General features: G+C 70.6%; 21 protein-coding genes and 1 pseudogene. 13 read left to right on the top strand and 9 right to left on the bottom strand.

The features are described 5' to 3' along the window. The first annotated feature begins 163 nt into the window (after positions 1-163). A complete protein-coding gene (locus AB0D27_RS32585; RefSeq protein ID WP_362515907.1) occupies positions 164-1,372 on the top strand; it encodes an alpha/beta hydrolase in 1,209 nt (402 codons plus the stop codon). Between the two features lie 66 nt (positions 1,373-1,438). Beyond that, positions 1,439-2,305 (top strand): DUF4429 domain-containing protein, encoded by an 867-nt coding sequence (locus tag AB0D27_RS32590; protein WP_362515942.1) that lies wholly within the window; start codon positions 1,439-1,441, stop codon positions 2,303-2,305. Between the two features lie 147 nt (positions 2,306-2,452). Here AB0D27_RS32590 and AB0D27_RS32595 read toward each other — a convergent pair whose 3' ends face one another. Together AB0D27_RS32595 and AB0D27_RS32600 are read right to left on the bottom strand one after the other, a co-directional pair. Continuing rightward, positions 2,453-3,469 (bottom strand): aldo/keto reductase, encoded by a 1,017-nt coding sequence (locus tag AB0D27_RS32595; RefSeq protein ID WP_362515909.1) that lies wholly within the window; start codon positions 3,467-3,469, stop codon positions 2,453-2,455. Beyond that, positions 3,466-3,948: a MerR family transcriptional regulator gene (locus AB0D27_RS32600; RefSeq protein WP_362515911.1), complete on the bottom strand. Its 483-nt coding sequence runs from the start codon at positions 3,946-3,948 to the stop codon at positions 3,466-3,468. Before AB0D27_RS32600 ends, AB0D27_RS32595 begins: the two co-directional genes overlap by 4 nt. 96 nt (positions 3,949-4,044) lie before the next feature. Between AB0D27_RS32600 and AB0D27_RS32605 the strand changes: the two genes are divergently transcribed. Continuing rightward, the gene (locus AB0D27_RS32605) at positions 4,045-4,548 is read left to right on the top strand and encodes a GNAT family N-acetyltransferase (protein WP_362515913.1); all 504 of its coding nucleotides are present in this window, start codon (positions 4,045-4,047) and stop codon (positions 4,546-4,548) included. Between the two features lie 19 nt (positions 4,549-4,567). Then, positions 4,568-5,389 carry a serine hydrolase domain-containing protein gene (locus AB0D27_RS32610; protein ID WP_362515915.1) on the top strand — a complete coding sequence of 274 codons (822 nt, stop codon included), beginning with the start codon at positions 4,568-4,570 and terminating at the stop codon, positions 5,387-5,389. A gap of 105 nt (positions 5,390-5,494) precedes the next feature. Here the strand turns inward: AB0D27_RS32610 and AB0D27_RS32615 are convergent, their stop codons facing one another. Continuing rightward, positions 5,495-6,151 (bottom strand): pirin family protein, encoded by a 657-nt coding sequence (locus AB0D27_RS32615; protein ID WP_362515944.1) that lies wholly within the window; start codon positions 6,149-6,151, stop codon positions 5,495-5,497. A 95-nt stretch (positions 6,152-6,246) separates the two neighbouring features. On the opposite strand from AB0D27_RS32615, the gene fasR reads away from it, so the two are divergent. From fasR to fabF, 5 genes are all read left to right on the top strand, one after another. Then, complete coding sequence (gene fasR, locus AB0D27_RS32620; RefSeq protein ID WP_362515916.1) at positions 6,247-7,452, top strand: fatty acid biosynthesis transcriptional regulator FasR; 1,206 nt, start codon at positions 6,247-6,249, stop codon at positions 7,450-7,452. An 89-nt stretch (positions 7,453-7,541) separates the two neighbouring features. Further along, positions 7,542-8,459 carry an ACP S-malonyltransferase gene (locus AB0D27_RS32625; RefSeq protein ID WP_362515918.1) on the top strand — a complete coding sequence of 306 codons (918 nt, stop codon included), beginning with the start codon at positions 7,542-7,544 and terminating at the stop codon, positions 8,457-8,459. A gap of 13 nt (positions 8,460-8,472) precedes the next feature. Next, positions 8,473-9,504, top strand: a complete 1,032-nt coding sequence (locus AB0D27_RS32630; protein ID WP_362515920.1) for a ketoacyl-ACP synthase III — start codon at positions 8,473-8,475, stop codon at positions 9,502-9,504. Positions 9,505-9,576: 72 nt separating this feature from the next. Continuing rightward, positions 9,577-9,825, top strand: coding sequence for an acyl carrier protein (locus AB0D27_RS32635; RefSeq protein WP_028800941.1), 249 nt, complete (start codon positions 9,577-9,579; stop codon positions 9,823-9,825). Positions 9,826-9,930: 105 nt separating this feature from the next. Continuing rightward, positions 9,931-11,202, top strand: a complete 1,272-nt coding sequence (gene fabF / locus AB0D27_RS32640; RefSeq protein ID WP_362515922.1) for a beta-ketoacyl-ACP synthase II — start codon at positions 9,931-9,933, stop codon at positions 11,200-11,202. Positions 11,203-11,269: 67 nt separating this feature from the next. Here the strand turns inward: fabF and AB0D27_RS32645 are convergent, their stop codons facing one another. Next, a complete protein-coding gene (locus AB0D27_RS32645; RefSeq protein WP_328555749.1) occupies positions 11,270-11,764 on the bottom strand; it encodes a DUF3145 domain-containing protein in 495 nt (164 codons plus the stop codon). A 243-nt stretch (positions 11,765-12,007) separates the two neighbouring features. On the opposite strand from AB0D27_RS32645, the gene AB0D27_RS32650 reads away from it, so the two are divergent. Both AB0D27_RS32650 and AB0D27_RS32655 read left to right on the top strand, forming a co-directional pair. Then, the gene (locus tag AB0D27_RS32650) at positions 12,008-12,907 is read left to right on the top strand and encodes an SGNH/GDSL hydrolase family protein (protein ID WP_362515924.1); all 900 of its coding nucleotides are present in this window, start codon (positions 12,008-12,010) and stop codon (positions 12,905-12,907) included. 10 nt (positions 12,908-12,917) lie between these two features. Beyond that, positions 12,918-13,898: an aldose epimerase family protein gene (locus tag AB0D27_RS32655; protein WP_362515926.1), complete on the top strand. Its 981-nt coding sequence runs from the start codon at positions 12,918-12,920 to the stop codon at positions 13,896-13,898. A gap of 153 nt (positions 13,899-14,051) precedes the next feature. Here the strand turns inward: AB0D27_RS32655 and AB0D27_RS32660 are convergent, their stop codons facing one another. Both AB0D27_RS32660 and AB0D27_RS32665 read right to left on the bottom strand, forming a co-directional pair. Beyond that, a complete protein-coding gene (locus AB0D27_RS32660) occupies positions 14,052-14,984 on the bottom strand; it encodes a hypothetical protein (protein ID WP_362515927.1) in 933 nt (310 codons plus the stop codon). A 125-nt stretch (positions 14,985-15,109) separates the two neighbouring features. Further along, entirely contained in the window at positions 15,110-17,584 is a 2,475-nt protein-coding gene (locus AB0D27_RS32665) for a glycoside hydrolase family 3 C-terminal domain-containing protein (RefSeq protein ID WP_362515929.1), read from the bottom strand. A 102-nt stretch (positions 17,585-17,686) separates the two neighbouring features. On the opposite strand from AB0D27_RS32665, the gene AB0D27_RS32670 reads away from it, so the two are divergent. Continuing rightward, complete coding sequence (locus tag AB0D27_RS32670) at positions 17,687-18,262, top strand: TetR family transcriptional regulator (protein WP_362515930.1); 576 nt, start codon at positions 17,687-17,689, stop codon at positions 18,260-18,262. Here AB0D27_RS32670 and AB0D27_RS32675 read toward each other — a convergent pair. After that, positions 18,240-18,386: pseudogene (locus AB0D27_RS32675) on the bottom strand (RidA family protein); the annotation flags it as partial. The gene AB0D27_RS32670 and the pseudogene AB0D27_RS32675 sit on opposite strands and share 23 nt — an antisense overlap. A gap of 162 nt (positions 18,387-18,548) precedes the next feature. Here AB0D27_RS32675 and AB0D27_RS32680 point away from each other — a divergent pair. Further along, entirely contained in the window at positions 18,549-19,820 is a 1,272-nt protein-coding gene (locus tag AB0D27_RS32680; RefSeq protein ID WP_362515931.1) for a pyroglutamyl peptidase, read from the top strand. On the opposite strand, the gene AB0D27_RS32685 is transcribed toward AB0D27_RS32680, so the two are convergent. Together AB0D27_RS32685 and AB0D27_RS32690 are read right to left on the bottom strand one after the other, a co-directional pair. Further along, a complete protein-coding gene (locus AB0D27_RS32685) occupies positions 19,792-20,406 on the bottom strand; it encodes a LysE family transporter (protein WP_362515933.1) in 615 nt (204 codons plus the stop codon). The genes AB0D27_RS32680 and AB0D27_RS32685 overlap by 29 nt on opposite strands. Further along, complete coding sequence (locus tag AB0D27_RS32690) at positions 20,403-21,209, bottom strand: EI24 domain-containing protein (protein WP_362515935.1); 807 nt, start codon at positions 21,207-21,209, stop codon at positions 20,403-20,405. Before AB0D27_RS32690 ends, AB0D27_RS32685 begins: the two co-directional genes overlap by 4 nt. Positions 21,210-21,354 lie beyond the last annotated feature (145 nt).

Here is a 21,354-nt window from a genome sequence, read left to right on the forward strand (position 1 = left end):
GCACGTAGCGTCACAACTCGCACACACGACGCAGGAATCCGGGCACTGAGAGTCACTCTTTAACTCAAACTGAACCCGCTTTGCCCTAATTACCCCTTCAGAAACGTGATCCGCCTCACTCGGTTAACGCGAGACACTCTCGTTCTCCTAGTGTGTCCTCTCAGTGACTTCCTTCGATACCTCCCCCCAACTCAACGTCTGGCGCGCACTGCTCGCGCTCGCCGTGGTGTTCGTGATGCTGGCCACAGGTGGCTGGACCGCGGTCAACAGCCACCGGGCAGCAGCTCCGCTCCAGGCGTCCCGCTCCGCGTGGGAGCACGGCCGCATCGCCGGACACCGGCTTCCGGACCCCGACTCCGCGCCGAGCCGCCTGGCGCACTTCTTCGCCACGCTCGACGCCGGCCAGCGCGCCCGGCTCGCCCACCGCTATCCGCTCGCGGTCGGCAACATGAACGGCGCGCCCGTGACGTTGCGCTACCAGGCGAACCGCATCGCCCTGGAGAAGCAGCGCGAGGTCGAGCGCAAACGCATGCACGACAACCGGCTCTCCACCCTCGGCCAGCAGGACGCGGGCCGCCGTATGCACCGCTACGAGGCGCTGCTGCAGAAGGGCCGCAAGATCCTCGCCTTCGACCCCATCGGGTCGGGACGGATCGCCGAGGTCTTCGGCGACCTGGACAAGGCCGAGCGGATCTCGGTCGTGGTGCCCGGCGTCGACACCGACCTGCTCAACTTCCAGCGCACCAACAAGAAGTACTCGGCGCCCGTCGGCATGGCGCGTTCCCTGTACGCGGCGGAGCGCTCGGCGGATCCGGGCACGCGTACGGCCGTGATCGCCTGGGCCGACTACACGGCACCCAGCGGACTCGGCATGGACGCGGCCACCGCCATGCGCGCCGAGGAGGGCGCGGTCCGGCTGAACGCGCTGGTGCGGGCGCTGCCGGGGAGCGGCGAGGTGGCGCTGTACTGCCACAGCTACGGCTCCGTCCTGTGCGGGGTCGCCGCTCGTCAGCTGCCCTCCCGGGTGTCCGACATAGCGGTCGCGGGCAGCCCCGGCATGCGGGCCGAGAAGGCGTCGAACCTGCACACCACGGCCCATGTCTGGGCCATGCGGGACTCCGACGACTGGATCCAGGACGTGCCGTACCTGGAGGTCGGAGGCCTCGGGCACGGCGCCGACCCGGTGTCCAAGGCGTTCGGGGCCCGGGTCCTGTCCGCCGCGGACGCGAAGGGTCACACCGGCTACTTCCAGCCGGGTACGGAGAGTCTCCGCAACTTCGCGGAGATCGGAGTGGGTGCGTACCGCGCGGTGCACTGCGCGCACGACGATGACGCGTGCCGGACGGGTTTGTCCGGCGCCGCGTCGGCCTGACGCGCGTAGAGAGCGAGAAACTGCGGTCCGCCCGAGGAGGCGACGGAGGGTTGCGTGCCGCATACGATGGCCCGCATGGGTGACGTACTGGCCGGATTTCATGCCGCCTGGGAGTTCGAGTCCGACTCCGTGCTCATCCGCTTCGAACGGGGGATTCGTACGCCGAAGCTGTTCCAGGCGCTCGGCGAACGCCGCGTCCCCCTGGAGGCGATCGCGGCGGTGACGCTGACGCCCGGGAAGCGCGGCACGGTCGTTCTGCGTGCCGTGCCGAGGCCCGGCGCCGATCCGCTGATGGAGGCGGCCGCGGGACAGCTCAAGGAAGGGTGCGACCCCTACCGTCTGGTGCTGCCCGCCGAGCGCGAGACGCTCGCCGAGTACTACGCGGACGAACTGCGCGGACAGCTCACCGCGGACGACGAACCCGCCGAGCGCTATCTGGTGAGCCCGCCCGAGGGGCCGCTGCACTTCAAGGCGTACGACGGGAAGGCCTCGTTCGACGGGAAGTCGGTGTCCTTCCGGTGGTTTTGGACGGGCGCCTCCTCCGCGAAGTGGAAGGCCGGCGACCAGACGTTCCCGGTCGCCGACCTGAGCGGGGTCGAGTGGCGCTCTCCCGAGGTGTTCGAGGGACATCTGAGGCTGCTGCGGCGTGAGCCGGCTCCCGCGCAGGCCGATCAGGACCCGGCGGCGGTGGTGTTCGGGCTGGGGTATGGGCCGGTGCACGAGTCGTTGCCGTTCGCGGCGTCTGTGCTGGCGGCGGTGCGGGCGTCCGGGGCGGGGGCATTGGCTGCGGCTGCGGCTCCGGCCGCCTCGACCCGGCGGGATCCGGCCGACATCGCCGACCGGATCCGGCACCTTGGGGAGTTGCACCAGGCGGGCCTTGTGACGGATGAGGAATTCGCCACCAAGAAGGCGGAGTTGCTGGCGGAGCTGTGAGGTGGGGCGGGGTTCAAGAGCTTGGATTCGCCCCCTCCGCCCCTACCCTTCCCGTACCTGGGGGCTGCGCCCCCAGACCCCCCTTCGCGCTTCGCGCTCGTCCTCAAACGCCGGACGGGCTGGATGGTGCCGGACGGGCTGACAGTCCTACTCCCGGCCCGCCGATGTGAACGTCATGTCCGCATAGCGGTCGCCCGTGACCTTGGTGGCGATGGGGTCGAGGAGGCTGAGTTCCTCCTCGGTGAGGAGGATGCGGGTGGCTGCGGTGTTCTCCTCCACGCGGGTGCGCTTGGTGGTGCCCGGGATGGGGACGACGGGCAGACCGTGGACGGTGGCACGCTGCTGGGCCCAGGCCAGGGCGATCTGGCCGAGGGAGGCCTCGTGGGCGTCGGCCACGGCGCGTACCGGCTCCAGGAGCGCGGCGTTGGCAGCGGCGTTGTCGCCGGTGAAACGGGGCATGGTGCGGCGGAAGTCGTCCGACGTCAGGTCCTCGTCGGCGTTCGCGAAGGAACCCGTGAGGAAGCCGCGGCCGAGGGGCGAGTACGGCACCAGCGCCACGCCCAGTTCGCGCGCCGCCGGAACGACGCCCGCCTCGATGTCGCGGCTGAACAGCGACCACTCGGACTGCACGGCCGCGATGCGGTGCACGCCCTGCGCGGCCCGCAGCTCGTCGCCGGTGACCTCGCTCAGCCCGAGGTGCTTGACCTTGCCCTCGCGCACCAGCTCGGCCATCACGCCGACGGTCTCCTCGATGGGGACGTTCACGTCACGGCGGTGCATGTAGTAAAGGTCGATCACGTCGACGTCCAGCCGCCGCAGGCTCGCCTCGACGGCCTGGCGGATGTAGGGCGCGTCATTGCGGATGACCCGCTTCAGCGGCTCGTCCGGCGGCACCGAGAGCCCGAACTTCGTGGCGATGACGAGTTCGTCGCGGTGCGCCTTGAAGAAGGGCGAGAGGAACTCCTCGTTCTCCCCCTGGCCGTACGCGTCGGCGGTGTCGTACAGCGTGACGCCGAGTTCCAGCGCCCGCTCCAGGGTGGCCCGGGCCTCGTCCGCGTCGGTCGGACCGTAGGCCCAGCTCATGCCCATGCAGCCGAGTCCTTGCACGCCGACTTCGGGGCCTCCGGTACCGAGTTCCACCGTGGCGATCCTGCTGTCCGTCATCGGGACCTCTCCGACGCCAGGGCACGCCCGGCGTCCGCATAGAAATTGATCTTTCGGTCGAGCACCGCGAGGGTGTCCTGGAGTTCGGCGATGCGGGCCTTGACGTCCCGGCGGGTCGCCTCCAGGAGTTCGTAGCGCTCGATATAGGTGTGGTCGCCCTCGCGCACCAGTTCCGCGTACCGCACCATGTCGGCGACCGGCATACCGGTGAGCCGGAGCTTGCCGACCAGGCCCAGCCAGTCCAGGTCACGGTTGCTGTAGCGGCGCTGGCCGGTGTGCGAGCGGTCGATGTGCGGCATCAGCCCGATGCGCTCGTACCAGCGCAGGGTGTGCGCGGACAGGCCGGTGAAGGCGACGACCTCACTGATCGTGTAGTTGTCCTGGCCGTCCGGGCGCCGCCGACGTTCCTCGGTCGGCGCCGCACAGGTGTCGCTCCTGGTACTGGTGCCGGTCTCGGCCGTGGTCTCCATCACCGTCATGACCTCCACGCTAGAACCTTGGAGTGCACTCCAAGCAAGCGGAATCCGTCGAAAACCCGAGGACTCGACCAAGGCCGGGTGGCTACCGTGTGGATCATGAGTCTCGTGCGCCGTGCCGTGCCCGAAGATGCCGAGGAAGTGCTGCGTCTGCGTCAGGTGATGATCGATGCGCTCGGGGGTCTGGGGGGTGCCCCCGAGAAGAACGCAGCCGCCGTCGGTGCGTCCACCGAGTGGCACGCAGAGTCGCTGCCGACCATACGCGGCAAGCTCGCCGACCCCGACGGGGACTTCGCCGCCTTCGTCGTCGACCACCCGGACCGGCCGGGCGCGCTCGCGGCGCTGGTCGCCGGAACGATCGAGTACCGGATCGGGCGGGCGGGCAACCCGCACGGCTCGGTCGGGCACGTCTTCAGCGTGGCCACCGATCCCGACGCGCGGCGGCGCGGATACGCCCGCGCGAGCATGGAGACGCTCCTGGACTGGTTCCGCGAGCGGCGTGTCGCACAGGTCGGCCTGAACGCCTCCGCCGAGGCCGAGCCGCTGTACGCCGCCCTCGGCTTCGTCCGCAAGCCGGACCCCTCGATGCGGCTGCAGCTGTGAGGCACTTAGGCTCGTACACATGTCCTTGGAGAGCCTGGCACTGATCTCGAACTGGCCCGTTTCCACCGCTGCCGCGGCGGTCGTCCGTGCGGACGGGACGGTGCTGGGGTCCCGTGGGCCGGTGGAGCAGCGTTTCGCGCTCGCCTCGGTGACCAAGCCGCTCGCCGCGTATGCCGCGCTCGTCGCGTACGAGGAGGGTGCGATCGAGCTCGACGAGCCGGCCGGGCCGCCCGGTTCGACGGTCCGGCATCTGCTGGCCCACACCTCCGGGCTCGCCTTCGACGAGCACCGGGTGACGTCCGCGCCCGGGGAGCGGCGGCTGTACTCCAACGCCGGGTTCGAGGTGCTCGGGGATCACATCGCCAAGGCGACGGAAATCCCGTTCGCGGAGTATCTGCGGCAGGCGGTGCTGGTGCCGCTGGGGATGGTGGGGACTTCGCTGGACGGGTCGCCGGCGAAGGACGGGGTGTCCACGGTGGAGGATCTTGTGCGGTTCGCCGCCGAGGTGCAGGCGCCGCGGCTGCTCGATCCGCGGACGGTCGCGGAGGCGATGACGGTTCAGTACCCCGGCACCAAGGGTGTCCTGCCGGGGTACGGGCACCAGAACCCCAACGACTGGGGGCTCGGGTTCGAGATCCGCGACTCCAAGTCTCCGCACTGGACGGGCGATTCCTCCTCTCCACGTACCTTCGGCCACTTCGGGCAGTCGGGTACGTTTGTGTGGATCGACCCCGTGGCGGGGGTGGCCTGCGTCGCCCTCACCGATCGGGCGTTCGGGCCCTGGGCCGTCGAGGCGTGGACCCCGTTCACGGACGCGGTGCTCGCCGAGCTGCGTGGCTGAGCCCTATGGGGTTTCGCCCCCTCCGGCCGCTACCCGTCCCGTACCTGGGACCCCCGTATCGCGCTTCGCGCTCGCCCTCAAACGCCGGACGGGCTGAAGCCGCCTTCAGCTCGCCGCCATCTCCCAGAGCAGCAGCTCCGCCGGGGCGCCCGCCACCGCCTCCAAGTCCTTCGCGTCGGTGATGCGGGCCGCGTCCCCCGCGGCCAGTTCCTCGCCGTCCAGGCGGACTTCGCCCCGCACCACGTGGGCGTACACGAACGGCGCGTCCGGGATCGCGGTCCGCTCGCCCGATGTCAGGCGCCGTACGTGGAGCATCGCGCCCGCCTCCGGCACCGCGTAGGGCGTGGAATCCGCGATGCCGTGGACGATCTCGTAGGCGGGGTCGCCGCCCGGCGACAGCGGGGCCAGCCACATCTGGACGAAGACCAGCGGGGCCGGGCCGTCGTTGCGCTCCACGTGGCGGACGCCGTCCGCGGAGCTGAGCCGCTGCACGTCGCCGGGGCGGATCACCGACTCGTGCCCGGTGGAGTCCCGGTGGGTCAGCTCACCCTCCACCACCCACGTCACGATCTCGGTGTGACTGTGCGGGTGCTCGTCGAAGCCGGCGCCGGGAGCGAGCCGTTCCTCGTTGCAGGCGATCACCGAGCCGAAGCGGAGGTTGTCGGGGTCGTAGTGCGGGCCGAAGGAAAAGGCGTGGAGCGAGGAGATCCCGGCCGCCGGGTCCCCTCCGCGGTAGCGCTCTTCGGCGCGGCGGACGTCCATCACGGGCACCACCGTAGCCCCGGCCCGCCGCCCTTCCCGTGCTTGAGGGCGACCCGCCGCCGCACACCTCCGTCCTGATAAGGCAGTCTTGTCCCGTGCCCGAACCCGAATCCAGCAACACCGAGCGCCCGGCGCGCGACGTCCACTCGCACTCGGCGACCCTGAAGCGGCTGGAGAAGTCGTCCGGCAGTCTCGCCGCCCAGGCCATCGCGCGGATGGACGAGACGCTGCCGTGGTACCGGGCCATGCCCCCGGAGAACCGTTCCTGGATCGGGTTGGTCGCTCAGGCCGGCATCGCCGCGTTCACGGAGTGGTTCCGCCATCCTGACGCTCCGCAGGCCATCTCCACCGATGTCTTCGGGACCGCGCCACGCGAGCTGACCAGGGCCATCACCCTGCGGCAGACAGTGGAGATGGTGCGCACGACGATCGAGGTCATGGAGTCCGCCATCGACGAGGTGGCGGCTCCCGGTGACGAGTCGGTACTGCGCGAGGCTCTTCTCGTGTACGCCCGCGAGATCGCCTTCGCCACCGCCCAGGTGTACGCGCAGGCGGCGGAGGCACGCGGTGCCTGGGACGCCCGGCTCGAGTCGCTGGTGGTGAACGCCGTGCTGTCCGGTGAGGCCGACGAGGGCGCCGTCTCCCGGGCCGCCGCTCTCGGATGGAATTCTCCCGAACATGTCTGCGTGGTGCTGGGTACGGCACCCGACGGTGACAGCGAGCTGACGGTGGAGGCGATTCGGCGCGCCGCTCGGCACGCCAAGCTTCAGGTGCTCACCGGTGTGCTCGGGGATCGGCTGGTCGTCATCGCGGGCGGCAACGACAATCCGCTCGCCGTCGCCAAGTCGCTGATCGGGCCGTATGCCGCCGGGGCCGTCGTCGCCGGACCGATCGTGCCCGATCTGCTCGCCGCGACTCGGTCCGCGCAGGCCGCCGCCGCCGGGCTGAAGGCGTGTTTCGCCTGGCAGGACGCCCCGCGGCCGGTGCTGGCGGACGATCTGCTGCCGGAGCGGGCGATCGCCGGTGATCCGTCGGCCCGCGAGCAGCTGGTGGAGGAGATCTACAGACCGCTGGAGGAGGCCGGCTCCGCGCTCCTGGAGACACTCAGTGTCTATCTGGAACAGGCGAGCAGCCTCGAAGGCGCCGCCCGGATGCTCTTCGTCCATCCCAACACCGTGCGCTACCGGCTCCGACGTGTGACTGACGTCACCGGCTGGTCGCCTTCGGATGTACGCTCCGCCTTCACGCTGCGGATCGCCCTCATCCTGGGGCGTCTGGCCGATGGAGATCCGCAAAGTTAGCCGTTTGTCGGGGACCTACAATTCCCCCTCGTGTTCTTCGTCCCTGTCCCCACGGGCGGCCGTGGCCGTCCACAAGAGAGAGTGTGAGAGTGCTCGTACTCGTCGCTCCCGGCCAGGGCGCTCAGACGCCCGGCTTCCTGACTCCTTGGCTCGACCTCCCCGGCGCCGCCGACCGCCTCGCCGTGTGGTCGGACGCCATCGGGCTCGACCTTGCCCACTACGGCACACAGGCCGACGCCGACGCGATCCGGGACACGGCTGTCGCACAGCCGCTCCTCGTCGCCGCCGGACTCCTGTCCGCTTCGGCACTGGGTGACATCGCCCCGGGTGCCGTCGCGGGCCACAGCGTCGGCGAGATCACGGCCGCCGCGTTCGCGGGAGTGCTCGACGACACCGAAGCGCTGACCCTCGTACGCAAGCGGGGCCTGGCGATGGCCGAGGCCGCCGCCATCACTCAGACCGGTATGTCGGCGCTCCTTGGCGGGGACCCCGAGACGACGGTGCCGCACCTGGAGAAGCTCGGCCTGACCCCGGCGAACGTGAACGGCGCGGGCCAGATCGTGGCCGCCGGCACGCTGGAGGAGCTGGCGGCCCTGGAGGCGGACAAGCCCGAGGGTGTACGCCGTGTGGTGGCTCTCAAGGTCGCCGGCGCCTTCCACACCCGCCACATGGCTCCCGCCGTCGAGGCGCTGGCGAAGGCCGCCGAGAACCTGAAGCCCGGCGACCCGAAGGTCACGTACGTCTCGAACAAGGACGGCCGGGCCGTCGCCACCGGTGACGAGGTCGTGTCACGGCTGGTCGGCCAGGTCGCCAACCCGGTCCGCTGGGACCTGTGCATGGAGACCTTCAAACAACTCGGCGTGACGGCGCTGGTCGAGGTGTGCCCCGGCGGCACCCTGACCGGTCTCGCCAAGCGCGCGCTGCCCGGCGTCCAGACGCTGGCGCTGAAGACCCCCGACGACCTCGACGCCGCTCGCGAGCTCATCGCCGAGCACGGTGTGGCGTAAGGAGCCCCAGAGCATGTCGAAGATCAAGGCACCCAAGGGCGCTCCCTTCGCACGCATCCTCGGCGTCGGCGGTTACCGCCCCGTCCGGGTGGTGCCCAACGAGGTGATCCTGGAGACGATCGACTCCTCCGACGAGTGGATCCGCTCGCGCTCCGGCATCGAGACCCGGCACTGGGCCTCCGACGAGGAGACCGTCGCCGCGATGTCGATCGAGGCGTCCGGCAAGGCCATCGCCGACGCCGGGATCAACGCCGACCAGATCGGCGCCGTGGTGGTCTCCACCGTGTCGCACTTCAGCCAGACCCCGGCCGTCGCCACCGAGATCGCCGACAAGCTCGGCACCAACAAGGCCGCGGCCTTCGACATCTCGGCCGGCTGCGCGGGCTTCGGCTACGGCCTGACCCTCGCCAAGGGCATGATCGTCGAGGGTTCGGCGGAGTACGTCCTTGTCATCGGCGTGGAGCGGCTGTCCGACCTCACCGACCTGGAGGACCGTGCCACGGCCTTCCTGTTCGGCGACGGCGCGGGCGCGGTCGTCGTGGGCCCCTCGGACGAGCCGCACATCGGCCCGACCGTGTGGGGCAGCGAGGGCGACAAGTCCGGGACGATCAAGCAGACCGTGCCGTGGGACCGATTCCGTATCGGCGACGTGTCCGAGCTCCCGCTCGACTCCAAGGGCGAGATCAAGTTCCCTGCGATCACGCAGGAGGGCCAGGCGGTGTTCCGCTGGGCCGTGTTCGAGATGGCGAAGGTCGCTCAGCAGGCGCTGGACGCGGCCGGAATCACCCCGGACGACCTGGATGTCTTCATTCCCCACCAGGCCAACGAGCGGATCATCGACTCGATGGTGAAGACGCTGAAACTGCCGGCGCACGTCACGGTCGCCCGTGACGTACGTACCACCGGCAACACCTCGGCCGCCTCGATTCCGCTCGCTATGGAGCGGCTTTTGGCGACCGGAGAGGCGAAGAGCGGCGACACCGCGCTCGTCATCGGATTCGGGGCGGGTCTCGTGTACGCCGCCACGGTCGTTACCCTCCCCTAGGCACACTGTCCGGATCATCTCCGGCCGGAGTACCGCCACACCCTCTGGATACACACCGAAGGAGCGCCTGACATGGCCGCCACTCAGGAAGAGATCGTCGAAGGTCTCGCCGAGATCGTGAACGAGATCGCCGGGATCCCCACCGAGGACGTCCAGCTGGACAAGTCCTTCACCGACGACCTGGACGTCGACTCGCTGTCCATGGTCGAGGTCGTCGTCGCCGCCGAAGAGCGCTTCGACGTCAAGATCCCGGACGACGACGTCAAGAACCTCAAGACCGTCGGTGACGCGACCGACTACATCCTCAAGCACCAGGCCTGATCTTCCGATCACCTGGGCTGAACGCCCTGCTTAGGCGGGGCCGCATGCCCCGCCACCCGGCGGTGGCGCCGCTGAATCCTCGTATCCGTTGGAGAAAGAATTCCCGTGAGCCCGACCAATCGCACCGTGGTCGTCACCGGTATCGGCGCAACCACACCGCTGGGTGGCGACGCAGCCTCTACCTGGGAGGGTCTGATCGCCGGTAAGTCCGGTGTCGGTCCCCTCGAGCAGGAGTGGGCCGCCGATCAGGCGGTCCGCATCGCGGCACAGATCGCCGTGGAGCCGGGCGAGGTCATTCCCCGCCCGCAGGCCCGCCGTCTCGACCGCTCGGCGCAGTTCGCGCTGATCGCGGCCAAGGAGGCCTGGGCGGACGCAGGTTTCACCGAGAAGGCGGGCGAGGACGCCAAGGTCGACCCCGACCGGCTCGGCGCCGTCATCGCCTCCGGCATCGGCGGTGTGACGACCCTGCTCGACCAGTACGACGTGCTGAAGGAGAAGGGCGTACGCCGCGTCTCCCCGCACACCGTCCCGATGCTGATGCCGAACGGCCCGTCGGCCAACGTGGGTCTGCTCGTCGGCGCCCGCGCCGGTGTGCACACCCCGGTCTCCGCCTGTGCTTCGGGCGCCGAGGCCATCGGCTACGCCATAGAGATGATCCGCACGGGCCGCGCCGACGTCGTCGTCGCCGGTGGCACCGAGGCGGCCATCCACCCGCTGCCCATCGCCGCGTTCGGCAACATGATGGCGATGTCCAAGAACAACGACGACCCGCAGGGTGCCTCGCGCCCCTATGACGTCGCCCGTGACGGCTTCGTCCTCGGCGAGGGCGCGGGTGTCCTCGTCCTGGAGTCCGCCGAGCACGCCGCCGCGCGCGGCGCCCGTGTCTACGCGGAGGCGGTCGGCCAGGGCATCTCGGCCGACGCCCATGACATCGTGCAGCCGGAGCCGGAGGGCCGCGGCATCTCGCACGCCCTGCAGAACCTGCTCGACAACACCGACCTGAACCCGGCCGAGATCGTGCACGTCAACGCGCACGCCACCTCGACGCCGGCCGGTGACGTGGCCGAGCTGAAGGCGCTGCGCAAGGTGTTCGGCGACGACGCGGACCACTTCGCGGTCTCGGCGACCAAGTCGATGACCGGTCATCTGCTCGGCGGCGCGGGCGGTGTCGAGTCGGTCGCGACCGTCCTCGCCCTGTACCACCGCCTCGCCCCGCCGACCATCAACGTCGAGAACCTCGACCCCGAGGCCGAGGCCGCCGCCGACGTCGTCCGCGGCGAGGCGCGCAAGCTGCCCGTCGAGGGCCGGATCGCCGCGCTGAACGACTCGTTCGGGTTCGGCGGGCACAACGTGGTGCTGGCCTTCCGCTCGGTCTAGCTCCGGTCATACGTGATGAAGGGCCCCCACCATCCGGTGGGGGCCCTTCATGCGTGATGGCGGCTCCTCAGACCACCTGGTGCAGCCAGCGCACCGGCGCGCCCTCGCCCGCGTACCTGAAGGGCTCCAGTTCGTCGTCCCAGGGCTTGCCGAGGAGTTTGGCGAGGTCGGCCTCCAGGTCGGTTTCGCCGCGCTGGGAGCGCAGGAGGGCGGCGCGCAGCCGGTCCTCGGGGATCAGGATGTCGCCGTGGATTCCGGTGACCGCGTGGAAGATGCCCAGCTCGGGAGTGCAGCTGTAGCGCTCGCCCTCGGCCGTGGGGCACGGCTCGGCGGTGACCTCGAAGCGCAGCAGATGCCAGCCGCGCAGCGCGGAGGCGAGCTTGGAGGCGGTGCCGACCTCGCCCTTCCAGGAGAATTCGGATCTCCAGGTGCCGGGCGCGGCGGGCTGCCGGATCCAGTCGAGGTTGACGCGCGTGCCGAGCACCCCCGCGACCGCCCATTCGACGTGCGGGCACAGCGCACGGGGCGCGGAGTGCACGTAGAGAACTCCACGTGTCGTCACTGGGGCCTCCGGACAGAGCGAGACATCTTGTAACTTAGCGGAACGGCAGTGGCAGGGCGGCCACGGGGCGAGGCTATCGTGCGGCGGCGCAAGGAGTGTGACGTACCGTCGGTCCCAGCGCCCAGAAACATTGAGGTTTCACCCAAGGGGACGCGGTGCTGACCGACCGTGTCCGAGGAGGTGGCGACCAGCCGTGTCCGAAGGTGCTGACTAACCCTGCACAACGAACGAGGGGACCAGGGGATGCGGAACCGCAGTCGCCGTTCACGGGCCGTCCTCGCCATCGCGGTGGCGGCTCTTCTGGGCGTCGCGGGGTGCGACGCCTCCGGTGACAACTCCCCGGCACCCAAAGACGCCACGGCGAAGGCGCAGCCGTCCCCGAAGCCGCCCACCTGGAACCGCAGTCCGAAGTCGATGGCCGCCGTCGGCGACTCCATCACCCGCGGGTTCGACGCGTGCACCGTGCTGTCGGACTGCCCCGAGGTGTCCTGGGCGACCGGCAGCGATCCGCAGGTCAGGAGTCTGGCCGTACGGCTGCTCGGGAAGGCGGGGGCGGCCGAGCGCAGTTGGAACTACGCGGTGACGGGTGCGCGGATGGCGGACGTGCCCGGCCAGATGGCGCTGGCGGCGGCCAAGAAGCCGGAGCTGGTGACGGTGATGGCGGGCGCCAACGACGCCTGCCGCTCGTCGGCCTCGGCGATGACGTCGGTGGCGGACTTCCGCGCCGAGTTCGAGGACGCGATGGACACGCTGCGCGCTTCCCTGCCCAAGACGCAGGTGTATGTGTCGAGCGTGCCGGACCTGAAGCGGCTGTGGTCCCAGGGCCGCGGCAATCCGCTGGGCAAGCAGGTGTGGAAGCTGGGCATCTGCCCCTCGATGCTGGGCGACGCGGACGCCCTGGACTCGGCGGCGATCCTGCGGCGTGCCAGGGTGCAGGACCGGGTGGAGGAGTACAACACGGTTCTTCGGGAGGTGTGCGCCAAGGACCGGCGCTGCCGCTTCGACGGGAACGCGGTCTTCGAGTACCGCTTCGGCACGGACCAGTTGAGCCACTGGGACTGGTTCCACCCGAGCAAGGACGGGCAGGCCCGGATCGCGGAGATCGCGTACCGCACCATCACCGCGCGCAACCCCGTGACCTAGGGTTTCCCTCATGAGCGAACTTTTCGGCACACTTTCCGACGGCACCCCCGTCCACCGGTGGACGCTCGAGCGGGCCGGGGTGCGGGTGCGTGTGCTCACGTACGGCGGGATCGTGCAGTCGGCCGAGGTTCCGGACAGGGACGGGCGGGCCGTGGACGTGGTGCTGGGCTTCGGGGACCTGGCGGGCTATCTGGCGCATCCGGAGCCGTACTTCGGGGCACTGGTCGGGCGGTACGCGAACCGGATCGCGGGCGGCCGTTTCCCGCTCGACGGCCTGACGTACCACCTCGCGCAGAACAACGCGCCCAACTCCCTGCACGGCGGCGAGTTCGGCTTCGACAAGCGCGTGTGGGACGCGGAGCCGGTCGCGGACGGGGTGCGCCTCAGCCGGGTCAGCCCGCACGGCGAGGAGGGCTTCCCGGGCCGCCTGGAGGTCTCGGCGACGTACACGCTGGACGAGGACGGCGCGCTGCGGATCGCCTACGAGGCGGTCACCGACGCGCCGACCGTGCTGAACCTGACGAACCACACCTACTGGAACCTGGGCGGCAGCGGCTCGGGAAACGCGGGCGGGCACGAACTCCGTATCTGTGCCTCTCGGTTGACGCCGGTGGACGGGGACCTCATCCCGACCGGCGAGTTCGCGTCCGTAGAGGGCACGCGCTTCGACTTCCGGCAGGCGCGGAAGGTCGGCGCCGGGTACGACCACAACTTCGTCCTCGACAAGGGCGTCACCGAGACCGCCGTGGAGATCGCCGAGCTGCACGACCCGGCCTCCGGGCGGGTGCTGAGCGTGGCGAGCACCGAACCCGGGCTGCAGCTCTACACCGCCGACCATCTGGGCGAACCATTCGCTCCCGGCGACGGCATCGCGCTGGAGACGCAGCACTTCCCCGACTCCCCGAACCGGCCGGAGTTCCCGAGCACGCAGCTGCGGCCGGGCGGGGTGTACAGGTCGGAGACCGTGTTCGGATTCGGCGTGCGCGGTTAGGACCTGTCCGGCCGGTCACGGCGCAGACGCGGGGTGTGGCCCGCACTCCCCCACGCTCGGCTTCGCTCGCGCGGGGCGACCCCCATCACCCCGCTCACCAGGCACCACCCAGGGCGCCGCGGCTTTCCTCCACCGTGATCGACCGGGCAGGTCCTAGCCGTTCTCGCCGCGCATCCGCTTGGTCGCCTTGCCGAGCACGGACATGGCGCCCAGGCAGACAGCGGTGACGGTGCCGCCGATGGCGATGGGGAGCGGGTCGAAGCCCTTGATCCCGTTGAAGAGGATCAGCGCCCCCAGCGCCATGATGACCGAGTACAGACTCTGGCCGACCCTGGCGCCGGCCGGGACGACCTGGAGCAGTTGCGGGATGGTCGTCGCGGCGGCGATGCCCATGCCGAGCGGGATGAACGCGGCGAGCATCAGCCCGCCGAAGCCGAAGGAGTTCCCGTACGCGCCCCAGTCGGCGCCCTTGACGAGCAGATAGCCGGCGGCGCCCAGGGACAGCAGGACGAGTACGCCGTTGACGTACGCGGCCTGTGTGGCCGCCTTGCGGGCGCTCGGCAGATGCGCGGCCGGGGAGCGCCAGGCGTCCGGGGTGAGCCGGCGCAGCTGCTCCTTGAGGCCCTTGGCCCGCAGCAGCGCGAGGACGCCGACGACCAGGCCGACGATGCCGAGTCCGGTGCCCGCGAAGCCGATCGGCTTCTCGGTGATGCCGTAGTGGGCGCCGCCGAAGGTCAGCGGGATGCCCAGCACGAAGCCGTACGCGTACACCTTGGTGGTCTTCTGGATCCGCACCACCAGCTCGCGCTGACCCGCGCTCAGATTCGGGTCCAGCCTCATCTGGGCCTCACCCAGGCTCTGCTGGGGGGCCATCGGCTGCTGGGGCACCGGAGGGTAGGGCTGGTACGGCTGCTGGGGCGGGTACTGCTGCTGGGGCGGGTACTGCTGCTGGGGGTACTGCTGCTGGGGCGGGTACGGCTGCTGCGGGTAGCCCTGCTGCGGCGGGTACGGCTGCTGCGGGTAGCCCTGCTGCGGCGGGTACGGCTGCTGCGGCGGGTACGGACCTTGTTGCTGACCTGGGTACATGCGCTTCTCCCCCGAACAGGCGTGCGTCGGCCCGCGAGTCTGCCACAGCCCGCTGAGAAGGTACGAGCCCCGGTCCGGAGGTCAGGTTCCGGACCGGGGCTGCTCGGTGGGGAGCTTGTCCCGGGTCAGACGTTAATCGCCGCGGCGACCCGGCGGTCGGTGATCGAGCGGCCCGCCTGAACCTCGTACGAACCCTTCACAAACACCCACGAGCCGGAGCTCTCGTCCCAGACCTCGAAAGCGCGGCGCGGGAGTTCGACGACGGCCTCGACGCTCTCGCCCGGTGCCGCCTCGACGCCCGCGAAGGCGGCGAGCCATCGGACGGGCCGCTCCGGGTCGGCCTCCACCGGCGCCAGGTAGACCTGGACGACCTCGCGCCCCGCGCGCGCACCGGAGTTGCGGAGACGGACCGTGGCGGTCCTACCGTCGACCTCGATCGCCTCGTACGTCCAGTCGGTGTAGCCGAGTCCGTGCCCGAAGGCGTACGAGGGGGCGCGACCCGCCCTTTCCCAGGACCGGTAGCCGATGAACACGCCCTCGGAGTACCGGAGTTCGCCGTCGGAGGGGGCCACCTGGGTGACCGGGGCGTCCGCGAAGGAACCCCACGTGGTGGGCAGGCGGCCGCCCGGCTCGTGCGCGCCGGTGAGGACGTCGGCGAGCGCGGCGCCGCCCTCCTGGCCGGGAAACCAGCTCAGCAACACGGCGGCGACCTCGTCGCGCCACGGCAGTTCGACCGGGGAGCCGGAGTTGACGACCACGACGGTGTTCGGGTTGGCGGCGGCGACGGCGTGCACCAACTCGTCCTGGCGGCCGGGGAGCCGCAGGTCCTTCCGGTCGAAGCCCTCGGACTCCACGCGGTCGGTGGTGGCGACCACGACGACGGCGGTGTCGGCGGCGCGGGCGGCCTCGACGGCCTCGGCGATCAGCTCGTCCGCGTCACGCCGCGGCTCCTGGTGCGCGAGCGCGAAGCCGACGACCTTCATCGGGATGCCCTCGGGAAGGGCGATGACGTGGGTGAGGGAGACCTCCACCGGTTCACCCGCGGTCAGTTCGGCCTGGGCGCGGGGCACCGGGGCGCCGAAGAACGCCTCGAAGGGGTCGTCCTTGTCGGTGCGCTGGACGTCGTCGAAGTACGTCGTGCCGTCGACGGTGAGGGTGAAGGCGCCGAGGCCCTTGACGCCGAAGGAGTGCGGGCCGCTGTCGCGCGGGGTGAAGGTGCCGGTCAGCTCGACGGTGTGGAGCCTGTCGTGGGTGACGCCGTCGGGGAGGTCGTCGCCCATCCACTGGATCTGGCCGTTGGGGGCCGAGCCGCTGCCGATCACCTGGCCCCGCTCGTCGCGGCAGACCGCGCGCAGCTCGAACCCCTTGTCGGCGACGGCGAGTTCCTCGGTCGGGTCGGCGCCGACGGCGTAGGTCAGGCTGCCCTCGGGGAGGGCGGCGGTGAGGCCGTCGAGCGGCGAGACGACGCGGGAGGGGAAGACGGTGGCGGAGCCGCCGCCGAGGACGCGGGCGTCGCGGGCGGCGGCGCCGATGAGGGCCACCCTGCCGGGCTTGAGCGGGAGGGCTTGACGCTCATTGCGTACGAGGACGAAGGCGCGGCGGGCGATCTCGCGGGCCAGGGCCTCGCCGTCGACCGTCTCCGGCACCTCGGTCACGACCGGCTCGGCGCCCTCCAGGATGCCTACGCGGGCGGCGAGGCGCAGCACGTTGCGCACGGCCTCGTCGACCGTGGCCTCCTCGACCTCTCCTGCACGCACGGCGGCGGCGAGCGGTGCGCCGTACACCGTCTGCGGGCCGGGCATCGCGACGTCGAGGCCGCCCTCGATCGCGGCCGTGGTGGAGCGGGCGGCCATCCAGTCGGAGACGTTGAAGCCGTCGAAGCCCCATTCTCCGCGCAGGATCTCGTTCACGAGGTAGCGGTGCTCGGTCATCGTCGTGCCGTTGACCGAGTTGTAGGCGGTCATGATGCCCCAGGGGTGGGCGTTTTCGACGATGGCCTCGAAGGGGGCCAAGTAGAGCTCGCGCAGGGCGCGTTCGGACACGATGTTGTTGACGGTGAAGCGGTCGGTCTCGGCGTCGTTGGCGACGAAGTGCTTGACGGTGGTGCCGACGCCGCCCGACTGCACGCCCTGCACATAGCCGCTGCCGATGCGCCCGGTCAGGTACGGGTCCTCGCTGTACGCCTCGAAGTGGCGGCCGCCGAGCGGTGAGCGGTGCAGGTTGACGGTGGGCGCGAGCAGGACGTGGACGCCCTTGCGGCGGGCCTCCTGGGCGAGCAGGGCACCGGCGCGACGGGCCAGGGCCGGGTCCCAGGTGGCGGCGAGGGCGGTGGGGGACGGGAGGGCGATGGAGGGGTCGTCGGCGGTCCAGTGGACGCCGCGGACACCGATCGGGCCGTCGGACATCACCAGCGATTGCAGCCCGATCTCGGGGAGCGCGGGCAGTGACCACATGCCCTGCCCGGACAGCAGCCGGGCCTTCGCGTCCAGGTCGAGCTTGCCGAGGGCCGCTTCCACGGCCGCCTCGCGGGCCCGGTCGGCCGCGTCCCGACGCCTGCTCCCGGCCGTGTTCCCGGCCCGGCTCTCCACTGTTTCCGCCACGGCGGCACCTCCTCGTCGAAGTCCTTGGACGCCTCCATCCTGCACCTGCTACCTGTAGAGCGGTAGGTTTCGTAATCTTGTCGTTATATTCAACCTGATCGGATGCCGTACGGTGACGCCATGACGACCAGGACCAGGAGCGAGGCGCGGCGCGCGGAGATCGTGCGCGCGACCCTGGAGGTGATCGCCGAGCGCGGCTACCGGGGCGCGAGCCTCGCCGCGGTCGCCGAGCGCGTCGGCCTCACCCAGCAGGGGCTGCTGCACTACTTCCCGACGAAGGAAGCCCTGCTCGTCGCCGTGCTCAAGGAGCGGGACCAGTGGGACGCGGTCCCGGACACCCAGTGGCGGGCCGATCTGCTCGCCTCGCTCGTCGAGTACAACGCCATGCGGCCCGGCATCATCCAGACCTTCTCGGCGCTGCTCGGCGAGAGCGTCACGGAGGGGCACCCGGCGCGCGACTTCTTCACCCGGCGCTATGTCGCCGTGCGCGCGAACATGGCGCGGGTGCTGCGCGCCGAGTACGGGGAGCGGCTGCCGAGCGGCCTCACCCCCGAGCGCGCCGCTCCGCTGCTCGTGGCGGTGATGGACGGACTCCAGTACCAGTGGCTGCTGGACCCGGAGTCGGTGGACATGCCGGCGGCGTTCCGGGACTTCCTCACGCTGCTGGGCGAGGACTGACGGCGGCCACGACCTCGATCTCGATGAGGGCGTCCGGCTTGAACAGCCGCGAGACCTCGAAGGTCATGCTGGTCGGCGCGGTCCCGGTGAGGAACTCCCGGCGTACGGCGCCGTATGCGTCGAGCCCCGGCACCGGCGGCGTGGGCGTTCCTGGCCGCACTGCGGGAGTCGGCGGCGCGGATCCCCACCTGAGCGTCAGGCGTCACCCACCATGGCGTACGCCCCACCAGTCACGGGATACTGCCGCCGTCCGCAGCACCCCACGGCCACGGAAGGCCCAACTCCCTTGACTCACATACGTGTCCGGATCGGCGTACTCGGACTGTTCCTGCTGGCCGGGCTCGCGGCTCCGCCCAGCGCTTCGGCCGCCGACACCTCCTCCACCGTGGAGGAGCAGCGGCTTGACAAGGCGGCACCCCAGGAGATTCTGCGGCGGTCCGGATTCGACTCCGTGACACCGGAGTTCGCGCGGGCGCTGGACGGGGCGGGATCGTACGCGCGGGCCGAGCGCGTCGTCGTACAGCAGGGGGCTCGGCTGTGGCGGCGGGCGGTGGACCGGGCGCAGGGACGGGGTCCGGCGGGCGGGGATCTGAGCCGGGACGACGACCGGCCGCTGTACTGGGCGCGGCTGGGCATGACGCGCGAAGTTCGGCAGTGGGAGCCGGACTTCGGGCTGACAGATGCCCAGCGGGCCCATCTGCTGGATGACTTGGAGCGCAACTCGCGAGGCGAGAACGCGATCCGCTATCCGCACGGCCAGGGCGTGAAGCGGATCCTGGTCACCGGGTTCGATCCGTTCACGCTGGACCGTGACGTCCGGATCTCCAATCCCTCCGGTGCCACCGCCCTCGCGCTCGACGGGACGACGATCCAGACCGCGGACGGTCCGGCGCGCGTCGAGACCGCCGTGTTCCCGGTCCGCTGGCAGGACTTCGCCGACGGCACGGTGGAGCGGACGCTGCGGCCGTACCTCCCGCACGTGGACCTCTTCACGACGATCAGCCAGGGCCGTGTGGGCCGCTTCGACGTGGAGCGGACCAACGGGGCCTGGCGGGGTGGCTATCCGGACAACCTGAACCTCTCCGTCACCGGGCCCGTCCCGGTCAGCGATCCGGCCTCGCAGCCGCAGTGGACGTCGACGACCCTCCCGTACCAGGCGATCGTCGCGGCGAACACCGGCCGCTTCCCCGTGTACGACAACACGTCGGTGACCGAGATCCCGGCGGGCGGGACCGATCCGGTCGTACGCGCCGACGGGCCGACCCCCGGTTCGACGGCCCGGGCCGGGGGCGGCGGCAACTACCTCTCCAACGAGATCGCCTACCGCGCGACGCTCCTGCGCGACCGGCTCGGCCTGCACGGCAGTCTTCCCGGCGGGCATGTGCACACGCCTGTGCTGGAGTTCGGCGCGGGCAACACGGACCCGGCGACCGGGACGGTCACCGACCCCGAGTTCCTGCAGAACCGGCTGGACATCATCGCGCAGGTGCGGGCGATCCTGACGGTCGCCGCGGATGCCACTGCCCCCGCTAGTGCGACGGTGCGAACGCGAGGGTGATGCCGAGGCCGGCCAGAACGGAGCCGATGACCTTGTTCAGGACCTTCTGGCCGCGCAGCATCAGTGTCCGCATCCGGTCGTGCGAGAAGAAGACGGCGACGACGCCGAACCACAGCAGGTGGGCGAGGGACATGAACAGCCCGTAGCCCACCTGCCGGTAGACCGGGGTGCCGGGGCTGACCACCTGGGCGAAGGTCGAGACGACGAAGAGGGTCGTCTTCGGGTTCAGGACATTGGTGAGGAAGCCGGTGCGCAGAGCGGCGAACGGCGTCAGCTCCGTCTTGTTCTCCAGATCGACCTCCACCTCGCCGCGCGCACGGAAGGTGCGTACGCCGATGTAGACGAGGTACGCGGCACCGATCAGCTTGATCACGGTGAACAGGGCGGTCGAGGAGGCGATCAGCAGCCCCACGCCGAGCATCGTGTACGTCACGTGCACGAGGACGCCGGCGGCGACACCGGTCGCGGCGAACAGGCCGGTGCGGCGGCCGTAGAGATAGCTGTTGCGGACGACCATGGCGAAGTCGGCGCCGGGGGCGATGACGGCCAGGACGGTGATGACGGCGACGGCGAGTATCTCGGTCACGGGGTGGCGTCCTCCTCGTCAGGAGCGGCCGCGTCGGGGTCGGTGGCGCCTTCGGTGATCTCCTCGCCCAGGAGGTCGCGGGCCATGAGGGTGGCGCCCGCGACGGCTCCCGGCATCAGGAACACCGCGACGAACGGGACCAGGAAGGCCAGGCCCAGGGGCGTGCCGAAGCCCCAGACCAGCGTTTTGCGGGAGCGGAGCAGGGTGAGGCGTTCACGGAGGTCGACGCGGCGGCGCTGGAGGGCGACGGCGACGAGTTCCTCCGTGAGGAAGAAGCCGGTGACGAAGAAGCCGATCACCGGGACGGCCGTCTGGCCGATGAACGGGACGAAGCCGAGGGCGAAGAGGAGTACGCCCCAGACGGCGGCCCGTACGACGATGCGGAGGCTGTCTCGTGCGGAGATCCACAGTTCCCGCCAGAGCGGGAGGCCGGACTCGGGGGCCGTGCCGTCCGGGGAGACGTCTCGGTCCACCTTCTCCGAGAGGTTCTCGTAGAAGGGCTGGCCTATGAGGAGGGTGACGGCGGTGAAGGTGAGGACGGCGAGGAGGAGGGCGAGGGCGAAGAGTACGGCGGTGAGGAAGCCGCGGAAGAGACCCTGCCAGGGGCTGGTCCAGTCATCCGCGAAAGGGGTGGTCCAGGTGATGAAGTCCTCGCCGTATGTCGCCAGGGCGATGAGTGCTGCCGCGTACAGCACGAGCGTGATCAGTCCCGGCAGCAGGCCGAATCCGTACTGCTTCCCGTGCCGGGCCACCCACCGCTGGCCCCGCACCAAGTAGCCGAAGCCCACCCCAAGATCGCGCATGGGGGAACTTTAGCGGGGCCCGCCCCGGGGTGCCGCAGAGGGGTTTTCGCCCCCTCCGCCCCTACCCGTCCCGTCCTTGGGGGCTCCGCCCCCAAACCCCCGTGTCGCGCTTCGCGCTCGTCCTCAAACGCCGGACGGGCTGAAT

The sequence above is a fragment of the Streptomyces sp. NPDC048415 genome (assembly GCF_040651675.1).
In the GTDB taxonomy this organism is placed as follows: Bacteria; Actinomycetota; Actinomycetes; order Streptomycetales; family Streptomycetaceae; genus Streptomyces.